The organism is Pantoea dispersa, assembly GCF_035783935.1.
Classification (GTDB): domain Bacteria; phylum Pseudomonadota; class Gammaproteobacteria; order Enterobacterales; family Enterobacteriaceae; genus Pantoea; species Pantoea dispersa_C.
In genome coordinates this window covers 126,696-149,317 of sequence record NZ_JALKOV010000010.1, presented here as the reverse complement: position 1 = coordinate 149,317, position 22,622 = coordinate 126,696, and the positions used below count along the sequence as shown (strand labels likewise).

Genomic DNA, 22,622 nt, shown 5'->3' with positions numbered 1-22,622 from the left:
CTGCGACAACGTGCGCTATGGGAAAGAAAAATATAGCTCTTTTTTGTCTTAAATTTGTCATCCGGCAGGTAATTAAGGACAAAAAGACCGGAAAATGAGCAAGTTACAATATGACACATTTACGGCTTTTTTTTGACGCTGGCGCGAAAAGCCGCAGATCTCTACAATCAGCGCCTTTCAATCAGGTGGGTTAAGGCCGTGGAAAAGTTTGACGTTATCATTATTGGTGCAGGCGCGGCCGGCATGTTCTGCGCGGCACAGGCCGGGCAATTGGGCCGTCGCGTGCTGCTGCTGGATAACGGCAAGAAGGCAGGGCGCAAAATCCTGATGTCCGGCGGCGGCCGCTGCAACTTCACCAATCTCTATACCGAACCGGCGGCGTACCTGTCGCACAATCCGCATTTCTGTAAATCGGCGCTGGCGCGTTACACCCAGTGGGATTTCATCGATCTGGTTAATCGTCACGGCATCGCGTATCACGAGAAAACCCTTGGCCAGCTATTCTGTGATGACTCGGCGCAGCAGATTGTCGACCTGCTGCTGAAAGAGTGTGAAGCCGGCCAGGTGACGCTGCGGCTGCGCAGCGAAGTGCTGAGTGTGACGCGTGAAGACCACGGCTACACGCTGCAGCTCAACGGCTCTGCGGTGCAGGCGGAAAAGCTGGTGATTGCCAGCGGTGGACTGTCGATGCCGGGGCTGGGGGCCACACCGTTTGGTTATAAAGTGGCGGAACAGTTTGGCCTGCGCGTCCATCCAACGCGCGCCGCGCTGGTGCCGTTTACGCTGCACAAGCCGCTGCTGGAGCAGCTGAACACGCTCTCCGGCGTGGCGCTGCCGACCACCATCACCGCTCAGGACGGTACGCTGTTTAAAGAGGCGATGCTATTTACCCACCGCGGCCTGTCCGGTCCGGCAGTGCTGCAAATCTCCAGCTACTGGCAGCCGGGCGAGTTTGTCACTGTCAACCTGTCGCCGGAGACGCCGCTGGACGAGTTTATCGAGGTGCAGCGCGCGGCGCATCCCAACCTCAGCCTGAAAAACAGCCTGGCGAAAATCCTGCCGAAGCGGCTGGTGGAAGTGCTGCAGGAGCTGCAGCAGATTCCAGACGTGACGCTGAAGCAGCTCAACAGCAAGCAGCAGAGCGAGCTGGTGACCACGCTGCACCAGTGGCGCGTACAGCCGAACGGCACCGAAGGCTATCGCACCGCCGAGGTGACGCTGGGCGGCGTGGACACCACGCAGTTGTCGTCAAAGACCATGGAAGCGCGCGACGTGCCGGGGCTGTATTTTATCGGCGAAGTAGTGGACGTGACAGGCTGGCTGGGCGGCTACAATTTCCAGTGGGCGTGGAGTTCAGCCTGGGCGTGCGCGCAGGCGGTTTAATGGTTTGAAATCAGAGTGGTTTTGCCCTCACCCTGACCCTCTCCCGGCGGGAGAGGGAACTGGCGGGTGCTGGTTGGGGAGAGGGAACTGGGCTGTGCATGACTTTTACACTCACCACCCGCTGGGCCTTCCTGGTTAACTCATGTTGCGCACTGCATTCCCCACCCGCAGCGGACCGCTCCCTCTCCCGCTTGCGGGAGAGGGCTGGGGTGAGGGCAAACGCAAGCACAAACGACTAAGAATCTCCCCCATTTGTCAGACTGCACTGACCGGCGCGTAGGCCAGGTCTCATTAACCTTAATCCTTTCCGTCCTTAAAATAGCCTGAGGCCAGCCGGTCAGCACAGGGGAAGCGCAGGGATGAAAGACGCATACATGGATTGGTTCATTCACCACTTTATTCAGCCGCCGCGCCAGGCGCACGTGCGTTTGCTGGCTTACACCGGCGGACCGGTGGCGGCGCATCAGCTGGCGAACAGCCTGCCGCGCTGGCTCAATAACGATGTGCTGCACCTGCGACGCAGTATGATGCGCGAGTATCGGGCGCAAATTAGCGGCGTGGAGCATTTTCCGGCGCTGCTGACCGACTTCCGTGAGGTGCGCACACTGGCGCTGGGGGAACTGCAGCCGCAGAAAGGGGTGCGAATGCTGGTGATCAGTCCTGGCGCGGGGCTGTTCTTTCTGTTTCAGCCACAGGGCGGTGGCCGCGTCGGGCGCGTCGGATAAGGTGCTGCGGCGTGCTGTCAGCCAGACAGGCGCGCCGCAGCAAAAGGCCCGCTATATGCGGGCCAGACAGGATCAGAACTGCCAGCGCACGCCAGCGCTGCCGCTCCACGGGGATGCCAGCTTATCGCCGTGGCTCCAGCCGGCATCGGCATACAGCTCAATATCGCGCGTCAGGGAGACATTGACGCCGCCGCCCAGCGTCAGCCGTTCACCCGCCAGGTTGCTGTTCATGCGTTGATCGTTAACGCTGACGGCATTATCGTGCACCAGTTCCTGCGCCAGGGCGGCGCGCAGCCACGGTTGCACTTTGCCACCGTTTTCCAGCGCCATCTCGCGTCCGCCGGTCAGATTGAGTGTTGCCAGGCGCGATCCGCCAGAAGCCGCCTTCGCCGCCAGATCGTTACTCAGACGATACGCTTTACCCTGCACCCACAGCGAGGAGAACTGCAGTGACGGCTCAGCGAACCAGCCGTTCTGATAGTTAAACTTGCGACCCAGCTCCAGCGAGGCGCCAAATCCGGCGGTCTGATAGCTGCCGCTGGCCTTGCTGCCATCGGACATGCGCGCGTCGGCGCGGTTGCTGAAATTGTTGGCTTTCACCACCGCATCGGCGAACCAGCCGTCATTCATCAGCCAGGTGTGATAGCCACCAATATAGAAACTGTTGATGGTGCCCTGGCTGCCGCCGCTGAAGGCCAGCCGGCTTTTGCTGATGCCGCTGAACACGCCGAGCAGGCGCTGGCCATAGCCGGTGGTTTTGGCGCTATCGACGCCCATCGCCAAGCCCTGCATCTGCTGGTGCCACGCCACGCCGCTACGCGCGTTGATGCGCCAGTCATTGCCGATGACGCGCGTCCAGGCGCCGCCCTGCGCTTCGCTGTCGCGCACTTCGCCGAGGCGGGTACGCAGATTGGTCAGCTCGCTGTACCAGGCGATCGGCGCGGCGTTAAACAGTGCGATGACAGTCGCGGCGGAAGGCGTTGGCAGGGGCTGATCGTCCTCATCATGTTTCTGCGCCAGCACCCAATCCTGGCCGCGCTGCTCCAGCTGATACTGCCACGCGCCGGCATCCACCACGCCGTGCTCCAGCGCAAAGTGGGCATCGCCGCCACCGGTGGTCACCACCGTTAGCGCCGCGTCGCTCTGCTGCGGTTCGCGCCCGCTGTTGCGAATCCCCAGCAGATGATCGCCGCTGGCATTGCCCGCGACGCGAATCAGGTCGCCCTGCAATGCCGCCAGATCGGTGTTCAGGTGATAGCTGCCATTGCCGCTCAGCGTCTGCACGTCCAGCGTGCTGAAGCCGCTGGCCTGCGGGGCAAAGCTCACGTTGCCGTCGCTGTGCAGGGTGTTGAGCGTCGAGCTGGCGCTGAGCTGCCACTGGCTGCTGGCGTCGAGTGTCAGGCTGTCGGCACCCTGAATGCTGCCGCTCAGCTGTGAAGCGTTGCTTAGCGCCAGCGTCACCCGGCTGGCAGCGTCGGCGCGCACGTCGCCTTGCAGCCGTACATGGTTATCCGCGTTCAGCGTGACTTCTGACGGCTGCGTGCCGCTCGCCACGTCCAGCAGCGCATCGCCGCCCTGCAGCTGGCTGCCGTTGGTCAGCGTGATGTCAGCGTTGCTGTTGGTCACTTTGATGGCTGCACCCTGCTGGCTGACGATTTGCGTGCTGTCGAGCATTACCGTGCTGCTGTCGCCGTTGCTATTAGCGTTCACCAGCAAACCCGCTGCCTGCTGGCCTGCGGTGCTGAGTATGCTGTGCTGCAGCTGCATGCTGCCAGAGCGCACCCAGGCACCGTGCGCGCCAGCGCCTTCAGTTTTAACATCGACCTGTTTACCGCTGATCGCCGAGCCCGGATAGGCGAGCAGGCCGGTGGCTGAATCACCGGCGGTACGCACCTGAGTATGGGCCAGATTGATACTGCCGCCGCGCGCGGCAAACACGCCGATGGCACCGGAGCCATGCGTTTCTACCGTCAGATTCTGTGCATCAACCTGCGCTTCGCTGTACAGACCATAGCTGCCCGTTCCCTGTGTGCTGAGCGCGACATTGTCCAGCGTGGCGTTGCCAAACTGCGCGTGAAACGCGAGCGCGTTGTTGCCCTGGCTGCTGAATCGACTGTCCTGCGCGTGCGCGGAGGCGCTCTCCGAGGCGATCCACAGCGTGTGCGCGTTATCGCCGTGGGTGTTAAAGCTGCTGCCGAGCAGGGTGGCGGTCGAGCGATTGTTGACGTTGACCGCCATACCGCTTTGCGTGTCGACAGTAACCTTGTCCAGCAGCACATCGCCGCCCAGCGTATACACGCCGTCGCCGGCATCGGTGACGATCTGGCTGTCGCTTAGCGTCACGCTGCCGCGTCCGCTGCTGCCCTGCGGGTTGTAGATCTCAATGCCGCGGTGGCGATCGCTGACGTTGATCGCGACCTGGCTGCCGTTCAGCGTGCCGTTGCCCAGTTCGATCGCCGCACGCGTGCCGGCACCGCTCAGTTCAATCGTCACATCGCTGAGCGTCGCGCGCGCATTACCGCGTCCGCCACCGCCCAGCGCCAGTCCACCACCGTTTTCACCGCTGGCGCTGATGCGGCTGTCGCGCAGCGTCAGCTGGCCCTGGCTGAGGGTGACACCGGTAGCATCGCGTCCGCCGCTGCTGAGCGTGACATCCGTCAGAGTAACCTCGCTGTCACCGCTGGCCATCACGCCGGCGCTGCTGTCGCCCTGCGTGCTGATGCTGCCGCCGCGCATGACGAATTGCCCGTCGCTGAGGTTCGCGCCGTGTGCCATCACACCGTCAGTGGCAAGATGGGCGCCATCCAGTTCGATGCGCCCGCCGTCCAGCACCTGCGCTGCATATAGCAGGCTACCAGTAGTGATGAAGTTCAGGCCGGGCACGGCGGTGGTGAGCAGGCTGCCAGCGCCGCTGGCCAGCAGCGGATAGTCACGCGCGCTACGTGATTCATAGCCGCTGGTCGCTGCGACTTTGGCACCGTCGAGCGCCTGCCACGCTGAGGCCGCCTGCGCACCGCTGGTCACCAGCAGCGCCAGCGCACAGCTGTAAGAGAGAGGGGAAAGTCGGAAGTGAGCCATGTCTGTTCTCCTTGTGATGGCGTAAAAAAACGGGCGCATCAGTGCGCCCGTTGCGGGAATGACGGAGCGGTGCTGTTCCGGGTTAGCGCAGCAGCTCCAGGGTAATACGGGCTTCGTTATCGGTTTGCAGTGCGACGCGTGAAGCGCTCTCCGGCAGCAACGGCACAATCTCCAGCTGCGCGGTAAACGCTTTGCCTTCCATCATTTTGCCGTTCTGCACCGCGCTGAACGGTTCGCCAGGACGCAGCAACAGGCTTTCGCTGCTCTGGCCGCTTTGCTCCTGTTGCAGCGCTACCGGCTGGCCGTCGAGCCGCGCGTCATACAGCCGCAGCTGCACGCTGCCGCGTTCTCCCCAGCGCAGCGCGCCATTCAGCGCACGATCGCCGCGCAGCGCCAGCTTTATCGGTTGGCTATACGGACACACCACGCCGAGCAGCAGCTCGCGCTTACCGGGCGACAACTGACCACCGCCGACATCCGTAAGCTGATAGCGCGTCTGGCGGCCATAGTTGATTTCCTGAGTACCAAGCGACAGTGCGCAGGGTGTATCCTGCGCCACCTGTGGCAGCGCGGGCAGGCTGGCCAGCGCGTTCTGGCACAGCAGCAGCGCTAACCCGAGCGGGTAAAATAAATGCTTCATCTTCTTCTCTCCTGTTAGCTGCACTGTGCGCTGGCGTTTTCAAATAACCCGGCGTCCTGCGGCTTTGCGGGTAGCTTCAGGTTGAAACTGCAAATCGTCTTGCCGCCCAGTTGCACCTCCATGCGCCCGCCGTCACCGGCATCCGAGATAAAGATGCTGCCGTCGCTGCCCACTGCCGTCACGAAGTTATCTTTGGCGTCGAACACGCTGGCACCATACGGCAGCACTTTGCCGACGTTATCCTTCACGTCGACCAGTACGCGGCGGCTGCGTACGATATCGAATGCCATATAGCTCACCGATCCGCGTGCGGCGCTGGTTTCCTGGACGCCGTTGGCGATATCGACGTTTTTCTTCAGGCTGCGAGCATCAATCTGCACCTGAGAACGGCGGTAGCTGCTGAGTGACGGAATCACCGCATAGCCGCGCCCGTCCGTCCAGGTTGGGCCACCTGGCGTATCCAGCCGTACACCGCGTTCGTCGCCGACTTTGGCGATGCCGAAAGTATCGCCGATGCGATACGGCGACAGCGTGACGCCACCGCCGTGTACCACCGCGCCACCGCTGGCGCGCAGCGACCAGCTGGTGCTGTCCTCCGCGAAGCGGCTCAGGCTGCCGCTCAGCTGGCTGACCGGCGTCACCATGTCCATGCCAGCGCTCAGGCTGTCGCGCTGCTGGCGGAAGTCGCGTTCGGCCGACAGGCTCCAGCTGCGATCCTGCGACAGCCGGTCGTTATAACGCGCACCGGCGCGGGCACCGTTTTTATCGCTGTGGTTGAGGTAGCTGCTGACGCTTCGCGAATCGCCGAACGGCACGTTGAGCGCCATATAAACGCGCTGCTCAGGCGTGTTGTTGCGCCCGCCACCGCTGCGTTCGACGTTGAGGCTGAGGTAAGCGCGGTCGAAGGATTTGCTCCAGCCGCCGCGCAGATACGAGATGCTGTCGCCATTGAAGGTGCGGCTGCGCGCCCAGCCAAGCGAGAAGGTACCGACATCGCCACCGGCCCAGCTGATGCCAGCGCCAATCTGGTCGCGGCTGCTGGAATCACGCTGACGTCGCTCATCCTGCTGCGCATCGCCCATGTCGCTGTAGCCCTTAGTCTGAGTCGCGGCGTTGAGGCTCAGGCTGATACGCTCGCTAACTTTCTGGCTAATCGCACTGTAAACTGACACGCCGCGATCGCCATGGCGCGCATCCTGGCTGGCGGTGATTTGCAACTGAGTTTGCGTGCGGTTAAACGGTTGGCTGTTGAGGCTGATGGCAGCGGCGCGCCATTGTGCGGTGGTCATCAGGCCGGCGGTAAAGATATTGCGCGCGTTCAGTTCCCAACCGCGCGACAGTGTTGCCACCCACGGCGAACCCGCGCCGCCCGCCAGCTGCGTCATTTTACCCACGCCAATCGACAGACCCGGCGCGCTACCGCTGCTCATCGGCAGCGACGCGGCCGGCACTACAAACTCCTGCTTATTGCCCTGAGTATCGGTGAGCGTTACCTGTAAATCATTCCGGGTATTAAGCAGGGAGAACCCCTGTAGTTTGAATGGGCCAGCCGGTACGCTGGTGCTGTACACCAGCACGCCCGCCTGGCGTACTTCGACCACTGACGCGCTGTTCGCGATGCCTTCCACCAGCCCGGCGCCGCCGCGCTTCTCCAGTCCGAGCTCAGGAAAAAGCTGCACCCCCAGCACCTGGCCGGTGCCGAACAGCGAGTTTTGCAGATTGATCTGGCCGACCTGCAGCACTTGTTTGCTCTGGGTAAAGCTGCGCTGGGCGTAGGCACCCTGATGGTTGAGCGAGACTTCGCCGTTGAAGCGCGATACCGTCTGACGGCTGCGCACAATCCAGTCGCTGACGTTAAAGCCGCCTTCCAGCCCGACCTGCATAAAGTTGAGGCCGGCATTTTTCCCTATTGAATCGAGGTATTGCGCGTCGTAGCTCAGCATGCCGGCGGCACCACCGTGCTGCCAGCTATCATGCTGATCCGGCGCGGCCAGTGCCTGCTGCGGCACCAGCAGCGACAGTCGTTCTTCGCCGGGATCGGCGTTGATCTCGGCCTGCTGCCAGGCGCTTTTCAGATCGAAACAGCCATCGTCGCTGACGCCGCGCGGCACCAGCAGGCCAGCGGCTTTCAGGAAGGTGCGATCGATACAGGGATCGCCCTGCTCATCGAAGGTGACGCGCACCCGGCCACGCTCGGCGCCGTTGACGCGCAGCGCCACCGTGGTCGCGCCAGGCAGGAAGCGCGGCGCATTTTTAAACAGCGCCGCAAGTTTCGGATCGATGCCGCGTGCGGCCAGTGCGGCGCTGTCAAACTCCAGCTCCTCAGCACCGTAGGCGGATAAACAGCAGAGCGCCGGGAACAGTACCGCGCACAGCAGGCGCGGGCGCGGCAGCAGACGTCGTGTCGTGTTGATTCCTGGCACGGCTCACCTCATTAGCGCGCAAGCGGCGCGTCGTAGGTGTCGACGCTGTAACCCCAGGTGGTGGCCGGAGAAATGCGTACCTGTTGTGCATTACCGGCTTTTTTGCCGTCCTGCGCCGTCAGGGTAAATGTCTGACCTGGCAGCACGTAGCTGTTCGGCAGCATATAGACGTTGCGGTTGGGTAGCGTCTGCACCGCCTGGTTCAGGCGCACCACGTACGGCGAGTCATTGCTGACGGTGAGCTGGTCGCCCTGCATTTTCCAGTTCAGGCGTTTCCACGGCGCCATCTCTTTGGCCAGACCGGCCGGACGAATGATCACCGGCAGGTTCTGACGCACCGTCATGCGCACTTCGCTGGAGTCTTTTTTCTGTGGCGGCACGCCTTCCACCACCACGCGCTTCAGGCGTTCGGTTTTCAGCGGCTCTTTGGTAGTAAGAATAAAACGTACGCGCTGCGATTTGCCTGGCTCGACGCGCGCCGCCGGTGGCGTAACGGTCAGCAATGGCTCTTTATCATCCGGCGTATCCTGCAGCGTGGTTAGCAATAATACCGGCGTCGGATCGGTATTTTGAATATTCAGCGCGCCTTCACCGTCGGCCTGCTCGACAATCACCACCGAGGTTTCCGGTACCATACCGGTGGCATAAGCCTGAGAGGCAGATAATAACAGGGCGGCCGCGCATGCCGTGCGGCGGGTAAATAAATTCAGCATAATGTGTTTCCCGGCTAGATTGTTTTTTAATTCAATATAAGAATCATTAAGTGGGTGAATAAGGCCGGGATTTATTCCGGCCTGGATTATTACAGTAATTATTACAGGTAAACCATTTCGATATTGGTCAGGCCATCGAGTTTGATTGGCTTGGAAATATCGAGTTCTGAGGCTTTATTGATATAGCCTTTGATAATCAATGGGAAGGTAGCAGTAGTGAAAGCGCCTGGTGTATTAGTAGTGCCTTCGCTCACAGTAAAATACTGATCAGCACCATTGTCAGTATATAAGGTATAGGCGTCATAGATGGACCAGTTTAGTTTAGTTGATGATCTCAGTCCTGTGGCGATCTTGCCATCCTTTAAAACATCTCCGATGGTAACAATATATGCCCCAATTTTTTTCTCACCATCCAAACCCAAACCAACCGCTCCTGCATAACCTATGCGATTATTTGGGTCTTCAAATGTAACCATGGGCTTTCCGGCACCAGTCTTGCCCTCAGTATTTGATACCAGAGCACTACCTTTGCGTCCGCTAGAAGCGGTTAAAGCGACCTTAGCAGGTGAGTCGCAGTTAATGTTTAGTATAATTTCTTTTTGATCCAGAAGGGTGTAATCGTCTTTACTTAATGACTCTGTTTTGATAACGCCATAATCTACTGTGCCGCCGTTATCAATCGATGGACTACATGCTGAGGGTTTAAAAGTTCCCGTAATGCCAAGCTGAAAACTTTCAGCGGTTGCCTGATTCGCTGCTGCCATAATAGCAATGGCACAAAACGTTTTAATGAATTTTTTCATGATTTTTTTCCTGGTTAATAGTTAAAACTTAAATTTTATTTAAGTTTCAACCGTTAACTTAAATTTTTAAAAGTTTAAATGCGGTCAGATTAAAGATAGAACATTTCAAAATTCGTCTGTCCATCGAGCTTGATTGGCTTGGTCAAATCCAGCTCGGATGCTTTATTTATATAGCCAACAACCTCGATTTCTGCCGTAAGGTTTTTAAATGCAGATGGCGCCATTTCACTACCAGCTTTGCGCCAAGATACATATTTATAGACACCAAAGTCACTGAAGAAAGTATTAGCATACCAATCGTTCCAACTTTTTTTGTCAGAAGATTTTACCCCCGATCCAGTTACACCATCCATCACCATATTCCAAATATTCAAACCATAAGCGCCAATTTTTTTATCGCCATCCATACCTAACCCTGCAACACCTCCGCCATTTCTTAGTCCGGGGTTGATTATAGGCTTGGTGGCACCAGTTGGACCTTCATCTGCTGCGCCAAGTGTGGTTCCCGGGCGTGCACTGGTTGCCAGCAAAGAAATTTTTGCCGGTGCAGTACAATCAATGGTCAAATTGATTCGCTTAGGCTGAAAGATGGTTACTTCATCTTTTTTAAGCATATTAGTATTTAATTCACCTAAATCCACCACGCCGTTATCAGACAGCATTGGTTTGCAGGCAATCGGTGTTACAGCACCGGTCACGCGCATATCCACACTTTCCGCCATCACATTGCAGGAGGCGGCCAGCACGGCCAGCGCACAAGTTGTTTTCATCATTTTTTTCATCATTTAAATCCCTCTATTGGGTTAATTTCCTTGCGGCGTATGGCGCAGGGAAATGAATACTTAGCTATGAACGGTGAGCCAGATTAAAACCAGGCTGCATTAATGCATTCAGTTAACAAGTAATTACAGGTACACCAGCTCAATGGTGGTCAGGCCGTCCAGCTGTACCGGCTTGGACAGATCCAGATCTGACGTTTTATTCAGATAGGTTTTCACCGTCAGCTTGGCATTCATATTTTCAAAGGCGGCGGGCGCGACTTCACCGGCCTGGCTCCAGCTCAGGTAGCTGGTGCTGCCGTCGGCTTTATACAGCGAGCTGGCGTTACTGTCGTTCCAGCTCTGCTTGTCATCAGACTGGATAGCTTTCGCTGCTGTACTGTCAAGGGTAACGTCACTGATCGCCACGCCGTACGCGCCGACTTTGGTCTCACCGACCATGCCCAGACCAACCACGCCAAAACCGGCTGGCAGGCCCACTTCGCTTACCGGTGCGGCAGCACCGCTTGCACCTTCGGCACCATCAGATACCGTCGAGTCTTTGCGACCGCTTACTGCCTGAATGGCTACTTTGGCTGGCGCATCACATACGATGCTCAGTTGGGTCTCTTTGTCCGCCAGCTTGGTATAGCCGGTTGGGTCCAGCGAGTCGGAGAGGATGCTGCCGTAGTCAATACCACCGCTGCCACTCAGGGTTGGCTTACAGGAGGGTGGCGAAATGGTGCCAATCACTTTCAGCTCTACGCTTTCAGCCATTACGTTGGCCGAGGCCGCCAGCACAGCGAGGGCGCAGGCGGTTTTCATCATTTTGTTCATCATGGTTTATTTCCTTCGTTGTGTTTAATAACCTTCTTCCCTGATAAATAAAACGGAGAAGGCGATGGTCATTACCCCGGAGTTGCGCTGGGTTAATGTCCTTTTAAATAGTCTTGCTCACTTCTCTTACAGGCTATTAATAATAACAGCGCAGGTAATCAGATTATTGCTTTAATATCATTTAGCAGTGCTGCTGCTAAGCGATGAAGTCATAATAGGGCGAAAGTTCCTGTATCACCATGCGAATGTTCATCGGTGTTCTGTAGTCCCTGTCTTAACAATTAAATTAAATAATTTCTGAGGATTCCGGTTAATAGTTTAATGATTGCGTGTCAATTAAGACCGGTCTGTAATTTTTATTTCCGGGTTAGTTAATGCTTGGGTAATTATTTCTTCGCTCTGTCTGGTACGCGGTGTTACCGCTGCGCAATTTGTAAATGGTACGTGTTGTAGCGGCGTGATTTATCGCGCGAATCCGTCAGCCGCAATGCGGTAGATTGCGCAAGAAATTGCGCCGCTACGGTTTGTGCTCGCTGTTTCTGCTGTGCTGTTCAGGTGCTCAAACCGGGCGTCGGCCGGTACAGGCCAGCATCGCGTTCAGCGAGGGAAAGCCGCTGCGCGCCAGGCTGTTGACCTTGCTGCGGCTGATCTCACGCGGGTGCAGCCCCATTTCATGCGCAATGCGCGCTGGCTTCATACCGCGCAGCAGGGCACACATGACGCGTTTCTCACGTGCCAGCGCGTTGCGGCCGGGGGCGGCATAATCGTAACGCGCTGGATGACGTTGCAGCTGCTGACCAATGCTGCGCTGCACTACCTCAGCCCGATCGTTTTTGCTCATCACCGCAGAGAAACCGGCGGCCACCAGCGTCTGGCGCATCGGTTCCGTCTCTTCATCCAGCAGAATCAGCGTGTGGCCTTTAAACCACTCGGGAATCAGCAGCAGCTCGGCGAGGCCGACGGCGTCACGCGGCAGTTCAGTGATCAGCAAATCGGCGTGGTTAAACATCAACTCTTCCGCCACCGCTTCCGGCGCAATCTGCAGGGTTTGCACATTGCAGATTGCCAGCGGCTGGCACAATTCCCGTAAACCGGTCAGTGCAAAATGGCAGCTGAGCGCAATAATGATTTTTTTCGGCTTATTATGGCTGCCTGTTTTCACTGGAGTCTCCTTTCCCACATTTACGCCCTTACTTAAACAGTAAAATATCGTTCACAGAATAATAAGTTCTCGATGATTAGATCTTACGATTAAATTACGCACAGGGATATGGGAATGTTCATCGGTGGTGTGTAGGACGCGGCCTACGTTTTGTTATTTGATTGTGGTTGATTAAAGGTTGCATTTATTAGTCTAATACTCAGGAAATTAAATTTTATCTTTAGGTCACGTCAGGAAATAAAAAATGGCGAAATTTATTGTCGTCGACGATCACCCTATGGCACGCATGGCTGTGAGCTTTCTTCTTGAAAAAGAAGGGCATAGCATGATTGCTGAAACTGATGATGGTTATGAAGCATTACAGCTTATTGACCAGCATTATCCGGAGATCGTGGTGATGGATATTGATATTCACTCGCTGAACGGTATCGAAGTGGTTAAAGCGCTGCGCGCTAAGAGTTTTCCGGGTATTATTATTATCGTCTCAGGTAAGAATCAGAACTTTTATGCGGTACAGAGTGTACGCTGCGGAGCGAATGGTTTTATCAGCAAAAAGGACAATTTGCCGGAAATCATTACCGCGATTCGCGCGGCGCAAAGCGGTTATGGTTACTTCCCGCTGGCGGGTATCAACGTGCCGGCGGAAGAGAATCACATCAACTCAGATAAACAGCTGCTGGAGTCGCTGTCACCGCAGGAGTTTCAGGTCTTCACTTACCTGTTGAAGGGGCTGGATAACATGCGCATCGCTAACCGCATGAATCTCAGTAATAAAACCATCTCGACTTACAAAGGCCGTCTGCTGGAGAAACTGCACTGCAAAAGCCTGCGCGATCTCTTTGCTTTCGCCAATCGTAACCACATGGAGTAGCGATGCTGCGCCTGGTCACCCTGCTTTTGCTGCTGTTGAGCCCGCTGCTGGCCGCTCAGCCTCAACCGGATATTTTGCAGCTGTACAGCCGAGAAAAGCTGGCACCGCAGCACGTTGAATTAGACGATGACGAGTGGCGCTGGCTGCGCACTAAACACGAACTGCGCGTGGCGGTATGGACACCGGAGCTGCCGCCTTATCTGATTTTTCAGGAGGCGGCTGGCAGTGGTGACAGCGCAGAAGGGATCTACGCCGATTATCTGCAACTGCTGGCGCGTAATCTTGGCGTGCAGGCAGTGCTGGTGCGTTATCCCAGCCAGGCGGCGGCACTGGCGGCGGTAAAAAGCGGTGCGGCCGATGCGTTGTTTACCTCGCCGGGGCGCGAATTGCGTGATACTGCCTTCTTCAGTAGCACAAACAGTTTTCTTATCAATCGTCCGGTAGTGATTACTGCGGAAAAGCAGGCGTCACAGCCGGTTCCGTATGACGCGCCGCTGCGCCTGGCGATGCGCGAAGGCTTTCTTTCCGATGCACAGATCAAGCAGCGTTTCCCGCAGGCGAGCGTGGTGCGTTATCCCTCCAGCCAGGCGGCGCTGGCGGCGGTGGCCAGCGGTGAAGCGGACTACGCGCTCGGCAGCCTGCAGGCAGCAGCGTTTTTGATTGAACGCAGCTACGTCAATCAGCTGGCGCTGGCGGCGATTTTACCGCAGGACGCCTTATATGGCAGCCGGCTGGTGGTGAAAGCTGACAATCAGCGGCTGTTAAAGGCGCTGAATGCTGCCATCGCCGCGATACCTGACGAACAGCACCGGCTGATTTCGCGCCAGTGGACGCAGCGCCCGGACATCTGGCGTCTGCAGGAACCGCTCAGTCTGACGACGCGCGAACAGCAGTGGCTGCAGCAGCATACGCAGGTCAGGGTCGGATTTAATCCATTCTCCGCGCCGCTGACGTTGCTGGACGAGCAGGGTGAATTCCAGGGTATCAGCGCTGATTTGCTGCATCTGATCCAGTTACGCACCGGGCTGTTTTTCACCCCGCTGCCGGCTTATTCGTGGCGTGAAGGTGTACAGCAGCTGGAACAACACCAGGTGGCGATGCTGGCGGCGGTGGCGCAGGACGACGATCATCCGGAGGCGGTGCGTTTTACCCGGCCATTCCTCAAAGTACAACTGGTGCTGCTGGTGCCGGACCAGCCCGATGCGCCGCAGACATTGTATCCCGGCATGAAGCTGAGCATGGTAACCGGCAATCCGGCGCGCCAGGCGCTGCTGGATCGCTTCCCCACGTTGCAGATCACCGAGGTGGATAATGCCAGTCTTGCGCTGCAGCTGTTGCAGGAGGGCAAAGTCGCCGGACTGATCGATAACCAGCTGAGCGTGAACGCGTTACTGGCGCGTTACCCGCAGCAGCCGCTGAAGATCGTGTCGCGTCTGGCGCTGCCGCCGGTGGAGCTGAGTTTTGCCGTCAGCCGCGATCAGCCCGAGCTGCTGAGCATTATTGATAAGGCGCTGGCTGACATCCAGCCGAGCGAAATCTCACTGATTGCCAGCCGCTGGCAGGGCACACCGCAGACCACGCGCACCACCTGGCAGCTGTACCGTTCGCAGTTTTACGCCATCATCCTGCTGACCGCGCTGCTGCTGATGGCCTGTCTGGCGTGGGTTTACTATCGCGGCAATGAGGTGAAGCATCGCCGTCGCGCTGAGGCCGACCTGCAGGCCGAACTGCGTTTTCGCGATGCGCTGCTGAACGGCGTGCCAACCCCGGTATATGTGCTGGATCGCAACTGGAACGTGGTCAGTTCTAACGGTGCGTTTCAGCGTTTTTTTGCCGGCGTCGACGCGCAGCGCCTCAGCTTTTCGCTTTACGATCAGCGCCATCCGCTATCGCCGCTCATCAGCAAACTCTATCCGCTGATGAGCCCGGAAGCAGTTAACGATCCGGAACTGGTGGCGCTGGCGCACAACAGCCTGTGGGGCGATACCGCGCAGGACCTGGAAATCGAGATCGAGAATGGCACTGAGGCGCGCATGGTGCATCACTGGGCGCAGGAGCAGCGTGACGCGCAGGGCAATATCACCGGACTGATATGCGGCTGGCAGGATGTTACTGCCTACGAGCTGCTGATGCTGGCGCTGCAGGCGGAGAAAAAGGTCGCGGATGAAGCCAACCGTGCCAAGAGTTCTTTCCTCGCCACCATGAGCCACGAGATCCGCACGCCGATCAGCGCCATTATCGGCCTGCTGGAGCTGGAAGGGCGCAAACAGCGCGACAACGAAGCCATCCAGATCGCTTATGAGTCGGCCAATACGCTGCTGGGGCTGATTGGCGATATCCTCGACATGGCCAAGATTGAGAGCGGCCAGCTGGAATTGATGCCGGAGTGGGTCAGCACCGATCAGCTGGTGCTGCCGGTGGTACGGCTGTTTGACGGCATGGCCAGCGGCAAAAATCTGACGCTGCACTACCACAGCGATACGCCGCCGGAACTGGAAGTGTTTATTGATGCCGCGCGCTTCCGCCAGGTGATCGCCAATTACATCAATAACGCCATCAAATTCACCCATGAAGGCGGCGTTGAAGTGCGGGTGATCGGCCACGCGTGGGAAGACGGCTCGCTGGAGCTGGAGATTGAGATCGAAGACAGCGGCGTGGGTATCAGCGCGGCCGATCAGGCCAAACTGTTTCAGCCGTTTGCCCAGACCGAAGAGGGCCGCAAGCAGACCGGCACCGGCCTTGGCCTGGTGATCAGCGCCCAGCTGCTGGAGAAGATGCAGGGCACCATGAACCTCAACAGCCAGCCGGGACGCGGCACGCTGATTCAGCTCAACGTGATGATGCCGGCGCGCCGGGCACGCAAGCTGCTGGAGAAAACCCGCGTGGCGCGTGACCGTGCGCTGCCGGTGCTGAATATTCTGGTGGTGGACGATCATCCGGCCAATCGCCTGCTGCTGCGTAACCAGCTCAGTGAGCTGGGCCAGCAGATTAGCGAAGCCAGCAGCGGTGAAGAGGCGCTGGGACTGCTGGCGCATCAGGCGTTCGATCTGATCATTACCGACTGCAATATGCCGGGCATGAGCGGCATCGAACTGACGCAAACCCTGCGCCGCAGCGGTAACGCGGTGAAAATTTTTGGCCTGACGGCGAATGCCCAGTCGGACGTGCGCGTGCGCTGTCTTGAAGCGGGCATGAACGCCTGCCTGTTTAAGCCGCTGAAAATCGACAAGCTGGCCGAGCTGCTGAGCAGTAATGAGCCGGCCGCTGAAATACCGCCGCTGGATTCGCTGCTGTCCCTCGAATCACTGCGCGCCATGGTGTATCACGACGATATCATGGTGGCGAAGATGCTGGAGAAGGTTGGTGAGGAGAGCCGCAACGATATGCAACAGTGCTGGCGCCACTTTGACGAGCAGGACTGGCCGGCGCTGGCCTCGTCGCTGCATCGGCTGGGTGGATCGGCGCAGATCATTTATGCCAGCGAGATCGATGATCTGTGCGGGCAGATCGAGCGCGCCTGCCAAAGCCCTGAAGATCTGGAGGCCATCCGTGAAGGGCTGCATCTGCTGGAAGAGAAGCTCGACACGCTGAACCAGTCGGTAATGCATTATTTACAGGCGTCGTGATGGCGCGGTGCTGTAATTGAAATTGCGCGATAAATCGCGCCGCTACGGTTTGTGCGACTGAATAATGCAGATTTCCCTTTCATGTGATGCCGCTGATAACCGCACGGGCGGTAGCGGCGCAAGTCATTGCGCATTCCGCCGCGGCACGGTCATTGAAATTGCGCGATAAATCGCGCCGCTACGGTTTGTGCGACTGGATAATGCAAATATCCCTTCCATGTGATGCCGCTGATCACCGCACGGGCGGTAGCGGCGCAATTCATTGCGCATTCCGCCGCGGCACGGTCATTGAAATTGCGCGATAAATCGCGCCGCTACAACAAGTTGCATCCTTTTTACTGATTTAAAACGCCACTTTCACGCCGCTCAGCACATTCCAGTCGCTGACGCCGGGGCGATCCAGCCGCTGCTGCGCCTGCAACTGCGTGCCGATCTCAACGTTTTCATGCAGCTGCCAGCTGATGTAACCGCTCAGCTGCGCGCTGTGACTGCCGCGCGCAATCGGCAGATTATGCGTCTTGCCGGCATCCAGCGTGCTCTGCCCGCCGCTGTGCCAGACATGGCGCGCTTCCACGCCGAGTTTCACCGACGACAGCGGCTGATAATCGTATTTAATCCCGCCCGCCAGCTGCAGCTGCGCTGGCAGGGTGTATTTCACCTGCGCGCCCTGCGCCTCAGTGAAGTCGTGAATATGCAGCCATTGCATATTCGTGGCCACCAGCGGCATCACGCTATGCGCATCATACTGCCAGCGCCAGCCGGCTTCGGCGCCGATACTGCCGCCAACAGCGTTGAACTTTGCGACCTCGCCCTGATTTTCATGGCGTAAAGTGCCACGATACTGCGCCAGTTGTAGCGGGAATTCCAGCTGCAGCCCTTCCGGCGGCTGCACGCTAACCAGCATATTGACGCCCTGCGTATTCATGCGGATCTGGCTGTTTTCCCTCTGGTTGTCCGGCAGCATTGAGACGGCGCCTTTATGCACGCCGACGCTGAGCGCCAGCGGGCTCGGTTCCGCGTCCGGCGTCCAGCGCGTGCCCAGCAGCCAGCCCTGATAGCGGCTGGTGGCGTCGTGATCGCCCAGCGGGCTGTCATAACGCTCGCCGCCGCGATAGCCATACACGAACAGATTGTGCTGGTCATCGTGGCGTATTTGCTGGGCAGCGAAGTGGAAGCGGGTTTGCATAGCGTCGTTGAGGGCATACAGCATGTTGGGTAAGGCAAGGTAAGCGGGAATTTGCGGTGCCGTCGGCAGCCGTGGCGGCTCCGGTGGCGGAGGCGGTGGCGGAACGATTACCTCTTCGCCACGACCAGGATCGGGCTCTGGCGTCACGTCACCGGGATTATGAATATTTGGCAGTCCTTCGTCTTTCTCCCCGGTCAGGACCATATTTTGTAACCGGTAATACCACAAATGATGACTGTTATTACCGGCCAGCACGCTGCTTCTCAGCAGGCCGGACGTGGCCGGATTGATCTCATCAAACCATGAGCCGCGGGCGACCATTTTCCCAAGATGTTTAATCCCTTCGCCGGTATGGCGGCTGGCTTGTTCCAGCAGCGGCAGATCAGGGATTTCCTGAGTTAATGGACTATGCAACGATTCAGGCGGGTGCGGAATATTCGCAGCGTTAACGTCATTATTTTTTGAGGCAGAAAATGCAGGGGTGCGTTCATCAGCGAGTGAAGGAAGGCTATAACAGAACGTACTGATCACCAGCGTCAGCGGGGTAAGTTTCATATTCTCTTCCATGGATGAAAATAGCGAGAATCGCAAACCTAAAGCGACCGACTAACGCGGCAATTAAGTTTTGTCTGGTTTTTTTTCAGAAAGGGATAAAAAAAGCCCGGTGAGAAATGTCCCGGGCTGATGCGTGGTGAGAGCCACTGTTAAAAACTGATTTTCACGCCTGCCTGCACATTCCAGTCGCTGAGGCCTTCGCGCGTCAGGCGCTGCTGACCCTGAACCTGAGTGTTGAGCTCCAGATTATCCAGCAGCTGCCAGCCAGCGTAACCGCTATATTGCAGGCTGTTGCCGCCGCGTCCGGTGGCGAAGTGCGCCGCCTGCTGACCGTCACCGACCGCCACCCGATCGCGCTGGCTGATGCGTTGCGCGTAGCGCGTTTCCGCGCCCAGTTTCAGTGTATCGTTCAGGCAGAAGTCGTATTTCACGCCAGCGGAGAGCTGCCACTGCAGCGGATTATCGTAGCTCACCTGTGCGCCATCGCTGTCGGTGAAGTCATCAATATCAAGCCACTGCGCATGCACGCCAGCCACCGGCGTCAGCGCATGCGCACCGGACTGCCAGCGCCAGCCGCCGTCAACGCCAAGGTTAGCGCCGCGCGCTTTCAACTGTGTGACCTCGCCGCGCAGATCCGTGCTGACGCTGCCGCGATACTGCATTACGCCAAACGGCATCGCCAGCTGCAGACCCTGCTGCGGCTGCCAGCTAAGCAGCGCGCTGGCGCCCAGCGTATCGAAGCGGCCATGGCTGTTGCCGTCGCGTGCTTCCGGCGTGATGCTCAGGTTACCTTTGTTGACGGCGACGCTCAGCGCCAGCTCCGGCTGCAGCGGGAAGCGGCTGCCAATCATCCAGCCCTGATAGCGGCTATGGAAATCGTAGCCGTAATCCATAAAACCGCCCGCGCTGTGATAGCGGTCATCGCCGGTATAGCCGGAGACGAACAGGTCAGGACGGCCCGCGACACCCGCCTGCTGCGCACTGCTGCTGAACAGCGATTGCAGATTGTGCGTCACGCTGTGGAAGGCAGCGGGCAGCGAGATGTAGGTTGGCACCTGCGGAATCACCGCTGCGCGCACGTTGCCCGGCGCCGGATTTGGCTCCGGCTGCGGTACCTGCGGGTTTTCCGGCTCCGGTTGTGGATCTGGCTCCGGCTGCGGTTCAGGTTCGGGCTGCGGTTCAGGCTCCGGCTCCGGCAGGTAAGGTTCGCGATTATCCCCTTCTGCCAGCAGGATGTTTTGCAGACGGTAATCCCAGAACTGATCCCCTTCGCCGGCCACCAGACGCTCATCGCCACTGGCGCGACCTGGCGCGAAGGCATACAGGCCGTAAGCCCAGGCACCGCGTGCCACATAGCTGCCGGCCAGCTGGACGCTGTCGGCGTGCGCCTGGCCGCCCACCTGCACCAGCGACACGCCTTCATCGTTATCTGCGGCACCGTTATGGTTGCGATCGCTGTCGATCCAGCTGGCCTGCGGTTTCACCGTCAGCCACAGCGGTGCGTCGTCTGGCTGTTGCAGATCGCCATCGATCAGCAGGCGATCGCTGGCATCCTGGCGGAAAGCGGAGTTCAGCACCAGCGCCGTGTCGCGCCCGTGGTGCAGATTGCCAAGGCGCATCGCTGACCAGCTGTCCGGCGCATTATTCCAGCCCGGTGCCAGCGTGACGTTATCGGCGAGGCTGGCGTTGTTGATGCTGCCACCGCCGGAGAGCAGCGTGCCGGCGGCCATGTTCAGCGGCGTATGCAGCCGGCCGCTCACTTCCAGCTCGCCCTGCTGCACCTCGATGCCCTGCTGGTTGCTGACGTCCCCGCTCAGCGTCAGCCGGCCGTCACCGGTTTTGACCACGCTGCCCTGGCCGCTGATATTGGCGCTAATGGTGGAGTCCAGCTCGCCCAGCGTACTGACGTATTGCGCGATATCGGCGATCAGGCTGGAGGCACTGCCGCTGAGGTTGATATTTCCGGCCAGCGTGGAACGCCCCAGCACGGCCAGCGTGGCATCGTCGGCCAGCGTAATGTCAGCGGTGACGTGCGCGTGCTCGCCGACAGTCAGCGCAGCGTCCTGCGCCACCTGCAGTTGGTTAATGTGAAAATCTTTGTCCTGCCAGTCGTGGGTGAAAAAAACTTTCCCCGCGTGCTCCACCTGCTCACCGCTCAGCGTCAGCGCGCCGTCGGCCACCGTCAGCTGGTTGAGCTGTGCGCCACCGGCCAGTTGCCAGCGCTGGTGCGTGGTGACGTCGAGTTTGTCGCGGGTATCTGCTTCGCCCAGCTCGCCGAGGAACAGGCGGTTATCACCGGTCAGATCAAGATGCGCCAGCGTCTGGCTGCGGTTAACGATGCGCGCGCCGCTGTCGTTGTGCAGGATATCGTCGAAGCGCAGATCGTGGCCGTTGACGTCCAGCGTGCCGCCGCGATAGCCAAAGCGGATGTTGTCAGTGCTCAGCTGATCGGCGCTATTGAGCACCACGGTCGGGCGGCCGCTGAACAGCGTGACGGTGGAGAAGGCCTGTTTGCGCCCCTGCGCGTCGGCCTGCTGGTCGAGGATTACCGTGCCGTCACCGACGTTGAGCGCGCCAGGATTGATGCCGGTGGCGTTGACGTGCAGTGCGCCCGCACCGATTTTATGCAGCGCATCATCCTGCAGACCGTTGACCTGCCACAGCACGGTTTTGTCTTTGTCGATCTCTACGCCGCCGCCACCCAGCTGAAGTGGCCGTCGGCGGCGGCGCGCAGGGTATAGTCATTGGAAAAACGCAGCAAACCTGCGCCCATGTTGACTGATTGCTCAAGCTCAATGATGCCGCCGTCGCCGTTAAAGCGCAGGTCTTTGGTGGCGTTGAGCTGTTCATTGCTGGCTTTGTCCGGAATCGTCTCCGCCAGGCTGTCATCAAGCCCGTACCACAGCCATTGTTTATCATCCTGCAAAATCATGTCATTGCGCCATTGAATGACGCTGTCGCCGGTATCTCCGACATCGGGGACTTTCAGCGAATCCAACGCGGATTGCACTGCCTCATTATCAACCAGAGTGGCAATGTAAGTTCGCTTATAAGGTATGGCGGACGATGTACCATCAGTATGAACAGCAAACAGTACCCAGCGCTTTTCAAGGTTATCCCAGACAAACATCGGACTACCGCTGTCTCCCGCTCGGGTACCAATGGCTAGCGGTGCGGATCGGGGATCGTCCGGCCAAAAAGTAGACCACCACATTCGGTTGACGGTGGAGTCATGCCACGCTTGTGATGAAATCATGCCGCCGGCGTTGTAGACATACGCTCCACTGAGGTGATCCAGTACCCCCGTAATGGGATTTTCCGCGTATTGCTGGCCCGCGCCCACGCGGGCAAAGGTCGTATAGCGGCTTAGATTACTGAGAAATTCTTCGCTACTGATAAACGGCGCAGGTGCACTTTCTACTATGACTTTTTTTACACGCTGAACATGGAAGTCGCGAACTTTGCTGACGTAATTACCAATTGACGCATAGACCGGCGCAAATTTTGCCTTGTTACCGAGAACCGTCAGACTAACACCCTTAGCATGCGCGGCACTGGCAACAAACGAGGGCGCAATAAAAGTGGTGAAGCCCTTATCATTGACCATACCAAAATCGGGCATGGGTACATCGCCGACGTAACCATCAAAACTGCCGTCTTTACGATATACCGGAATGTTGGTGGCGCCGACGGCGTATTTGCCGCGATTCTCGGCGAAATCGCGGTATTCCTGCATTGCCACGTCGTGGCGAATGATGCCGGCCTGCGGCGAACCGCTAAGGCAGGCGGCACCAATCAGCAGTGCCAGCCGGCTTTTTTTCATTTTTCTTTCCTGATAACGAGGCAAATTGAGCGGGCTACT

General features: G+C 58.3%; 15 protein-coding genes. 4 read left to right on the top strand and 11 right to left on the bottom strand.

The annotated features are described in order from the left end of the window. Nucleotides 1-198: 198 nt before the first annotated feature. Both MXF20_RS18815 and MXF20_RS18810 read left to right on the top strand, forming a co-directional pair. The gene (locus MXF20_RS18815; protein ID WP_325970728.1) at nt 199-1,383 is read left to right on the top strand and encodes an NAD(P)/FAD-dependent oxidoreductase; all 1,185 of its coding nucleotides are present in this window, start codon (nt 199-201) and stop codon (nt 1,381-1,383) included. A gap of 374 nt (nt 1,384-1,757) precedes the next feature. Next, nucleotides 1,758-2,108 carry a hypothetical protein gene (locus MXF20_RS18810; RefSeq protein ID WP_325970727.1) on the top strand — a complete coding sequence of 117 codons (351 nt, stop codon included), beginning with the start codon at nt 1,758-1,760 and terminating at the stop codon, nt 2,106-2,108. Nucleotides 2,109-2,180: 72 nt separating this feature from the next. Here the strand turns inward: MXF20_RS18810 and MXF20_RS18805 are convergent, their stop codons facing one another. From MXF20_RS18805 to MXF20_RS18770, 8 genes are all read right to left on the bottom strand, one after another. Beyond that, nucleotides 2,181-5,186: an autotransporter outer membrane beta-barrel domain-containing protein gene (locus MXF20_RS18805; protein ID WP_325970725.1), complete on the bottom strand. Its 3,006-nt coding sequence runs from the start codon at nt 5,184-5,186 to the stop codon at nt 2,181-2,183. 82 nt (nt 5,187-5,268) lie between these two features. Further along, nucleotides 5,269-5,826: a hypothetical protein gene (locus tag MXF20_RS18800; protein ID WP_325970723.1), complete on the bottom strand. Its 558-nt coding sequence runs from the start codon at nt 5,824-5,826 to the stop codon at nt 5,269-5,271. A 14-nt stretch (nt 5,827-5,840) separates the two neighbouring features. Further along, nucleotides 5,841-8,249, bottom strand: a complete 2,409-nt coding sequence (locus tag MXF20_RS18795; RefSeq protein WP_325970720.1) for a fimbria/pilus outer membrane usher protein — start codon at nt 8,247-8,249, stop codon at nt 5,841-5,843. An 11-nt stretch (nt 8,250-8,260) separates the two neighbouring features. Continuing rightward, nucleotides 8,261-8,962, bottom strand: a complete 702-nt coding sequence (locus MXF20_RS18790) for a fimbria/pilus chaperone family protein (protein ID WP_211724977.1) — start codon at nt 8,960-8,962, stop codon at nt 8,261-8,263. 101 nt (nt 8,963-9,063) lie between these two features. Next, nucleotides 9,064-9,765: a DUF1120 domain-containing protein gene (locus MXF20_RS18785; RefSeq protein WP_325970717.1), complete on the bottom strand. Its 702-nt coding sequence runs from the start codon at nt 9,763-9,765 to the stop codon at nt 9,064-9,066. A gap of 89 nt (nt 9,766-9,854) precedes the next feature. After that, entirely contained in the window at nt 9,855-10,550 is a 696-nt protein-coding gene (locus tag MXF20_RS18780) for a DUF1120 domain-containing protein (RefSeq protein ID WP_325970716.1), read from the bottom strand. A gap of 120 nt (nt 10,551-10,670) precedes the next feature. Next, entirely contained in the window at nt 10,671-11,363 is a 693-nt protein-coding gene (locus MXF20_RS18775) for a DUF1120 domain-containing protein (RefSeq protein WP_325970714.1), read from the bottom strand. 556 nt (nt 11,364-11,919) lie between these two features. Next, nucleotides 11,920-12,522 carry a hypothetical protein gene (locus MXF20_RS18770; RefSeq protein ID WP_325970712.1) on the bottom strand — a complete coding sequence of 201 codons (603 nt, stop codon included), beginning with the start codon at nt 12,520-12,522 and terminating at the stop codon, nt 11,920-11,922. A 244-nt stretch (nt 12,523-12,766) separates the two neighbouring features. On the opposite strand from MXF20_RS18770, the gene MXF20_RS18765 reads away from it, so the two are divergent. Next, nucleotides 12,767-13,393, top strand: a complete 627-nt coding sequence (locus MXF20_RS18765) for a response regulator (RefSeq protein WP_325970710.1) — start codon at nt 12,767-12,769, stop codon at nt 13,391-13,393. A gap of 2 nt (nt 13,394-13,395) precedes the next feature. After that, nucleotides 13,396-17,019 carry a response regulator gene (locus MXF20_RS18760; RefSeq protein WP_325970708.1) on the top strand — a complete coding sequence of 1,208 codons (3,624 nt, stop codon included), beginning with the start codon at nt 13,396-13,398 and terminating at the stop codon, nt 17,017-17,019. Nucleotides 17,020-17,362: 343 nt separating this feature from the next. On the opposite strand, the gene MXF20_RS18755 is transcribed toward MXF20_RS18760, so the two are convergent. The 3 genes from MXF20_RS18755 to MXF20_RS18745 form a co-directional block, all read right to left on the bottom strand. Next, nucleotides 17,363-18,760, bottom strand: a complete 1,398-nt coding sequence (locus MXF20_RS18755) for an autotransporter domain-containing protein (protein WP_325970706.1) — start codon at nt 18,758-18,760, stop codon at nt 17,363-17,365. Between the two features lie 149 nt (nt 18,761-18,909). Beyond that, nucleotides 18,910-21,426, bottom strand: a complete 2,517-nt coding sequence (locus tag MXF20_RS23460; protein ID WP_418936864.1) for an autotransporter domain-containing protein — start codon at nt 21,424-21,426, stop codon at nt 18,910-18,912. A gap of 20 nt (nt 21,427-21,446) precedes the next feature. Continuing rightward, nucleotides 21,447-22,583, bottom strand: a complete 1,137-nt coding sequence (locus MXF20_RS18745) for a S6 family peptidase (protein WP_418936863.1) — start codon at nt 22,581-22,583, stop codon at nt 21,447-21,449. Nucleotides 22,584-22,622: the final 39 nt, after the last annotated feature.

Excerpts from the sequence above, each read along its gene's own strand:
- MXF20_RS18810 (WP_325970727.1), top strand. The coding sequence starts at position 1,758 with ATGGATTGGTTCATTCACCACTTTATTCAGCCGCCGCGCCAGGCGCAC.
- MXF20_RS18805 (WP_325970725.1), bottom strand. The coding sequence starts at position 5,186 with ATGGCTCACTTCCGACTTTCCCCTCTCTCTTACAGCTGTGCGCTGGCG.
- MXF20_RS18800 (WP_325970723.1), bottom strand. The coding sequence starts at position 5,826 with ATGAAGCATTTATTTTACCCGCTCGGGTTAGCGCTGCTGCTGTGCCAG.
- MXF20_RS18790 (WP_211724977.1), bottom strand. The coding sequence starts at position 8,962 with ATGCTGAATTTATTTACCCGCCGCACGGCATGCGCGGCCGCCCTGTTA.
- MXF20_RS18785 (WP_325970717.1), bottom strand. The coding sequence starts at position 9,765 with ATGAAAAAATTCATTAAAACGTTTTGTGCCATTGCTATTATGGCAGCA.
- MXF20_RS18780 (WP_325970716.1), bottom strand. The coding sequence starts at position 10,550 with ATGATGAAAAAAATGATGAAAACAACTTGTGCGCTGGCCGTGCTGGCC.
- MXF20_RS18775 (WP_325970714.1), bottom strand. The coding sequence starts at position 11,363 with ATGATGAACAAAATGATGAAAACCGCCTGCGCCCTCGCTGTGCTGGCG.
- MXF20_RS18765 (WP_325970710.1), top strand. The coding sequence starts at position 12,767 with ATGGCGAAATTTATTGTCGTCGACGATCACCCTATGGCACGCATGGCT.
- MXF20_RS18760 (WP_325970708.1), top strand. The coding sequence starts at position 13,396 with ATGCTGCGCCTGGTCACCCTGCTTTTGCTGCTGTTGAGCCCGCTGCTG.
- MXF20_RS18755 (WP_325970706.1), bottom strand. The coding sequence starts at position 18,760 with ATGAAACTTACCCCGCTGACGCTGGTGATCAGTACGTTCTGTTATAGC.
- MXF20_RS18745 (WP_418936863.1), bottom strand. The coding sequence starts at position 22,583 with ATGAAAAAAAGCCGGCTGGCACTGCTGATTGGTGCCGCCTGCCTTAGC.